1 protein-coding gene is annotated in these 1,040 nt (G+C 65.1%); it reads right to left on the bottom strand.

What is annotated here, in order from left to right; genetic code table 11:
• On the bottom strand, positions 1-926 hold a 926-nt coding region (locus AWC12_RS28600; RefSeq protein ID WP_085178258.1), incomplete at its 3' end, for an IS481 family transposase.
• Positions 927-1,040 lie beyond the last annotated feature (114 nt).

Genomic DNA, 1,040 nt, shown 5'->3' with positions numbered 1-1,040 from the left:
TGGCCGCGGTGGTGATTATAGGTGTGCAACCAGCGCGGGTATTCGTCGCAGCGTTGCGCGTCGCTGGTGTAGAGCCGCGCATAGGCCCACTCGTCGGCCAGAGTGCGATGGAAGCGCTCCACCTTGCCGTTGGTCTGCGGCCGGTAGGGCCGAGTGCGACGATGCTCGATATCGCCGAGGGCATCGCGGAAGACGTGCGATCGATAACAGTTCCCGTTGTCGGTCAACACCTTTCGAACGGTGATGCCGCAATCGGTGAACCACGCGTTGGCACGCCGCCAGAAGCCGGCGGCGGTGTCCTTGCCCTCGTCGGCGAGTAATTCGGAGTAGGCCAGCCGCGAATGCGCGTCGATGGCGGTGTGGATGAAGTGGTAACCGCGGACCGGGTTGCCGTACTTGTTGGTCACCCCGCTGCTCTTGTCGGCCCTGGCGTTGCGGTTGCCCTTCGTACGGCCCACCATGCGCCAGCCGCCGCCGGCGGGGATCTTGCCGAGTTTCTTGACATCGACGTGCACCAGGTCGCCGCAGCCTGCGGACTCCATTCGGCGAACGACGCGTCCGGTCGCGCGGTCGAGCCAGCGCAGCTTGGCGATCCGGTAGCGGCTCAGCACCCGATGCACCGTTGAGGGATGAATCCCGAGCAGATAGCCGATACGGGCTGGCCCCCACCGCCGGGTGACGCGCACGCCAATGATGCGCCGCTCAGTGCGTGTAGGTGTGCGATTGGGGCTGTGGTGTGGGCGTGAGCTGCGGTCGGCCATCCCCGACTCACCCTGCTCGCGATAGCGGCCCGCCCACCGCGAGGCCGTGGACACCGACACCTGGAAACGTTCGGCAGCCCGACGCAAAGACCAGCCATCATCGACGACGCAACGAGCCAGCCGCAGGCGACCGGTTTCGGACAAAGGGGCATTACGGTGAGACACGAAGACCTCCGAAGTGAGTTGGTGCGTTCCTAGGCAGTTCGCACTTCACTCGGAGGTCTTCGTCTTGTCACCTCACCACGCCGTCACCAACGTCCGTGGTCAGTACAGCTAGCA

The organism is Mycolicibacterium iranicum, assembly GCF_002101705.1.
Lineage (GTDB): Bacteria > Actinomycetota > Actinomycetes > Mycobacteriales > Mycobacteriaceae > Mycobacterium > Mycobacterium iranicum.
This window is presented reverse-complemented; position numbering and strand designations above follow the sequence as displayed.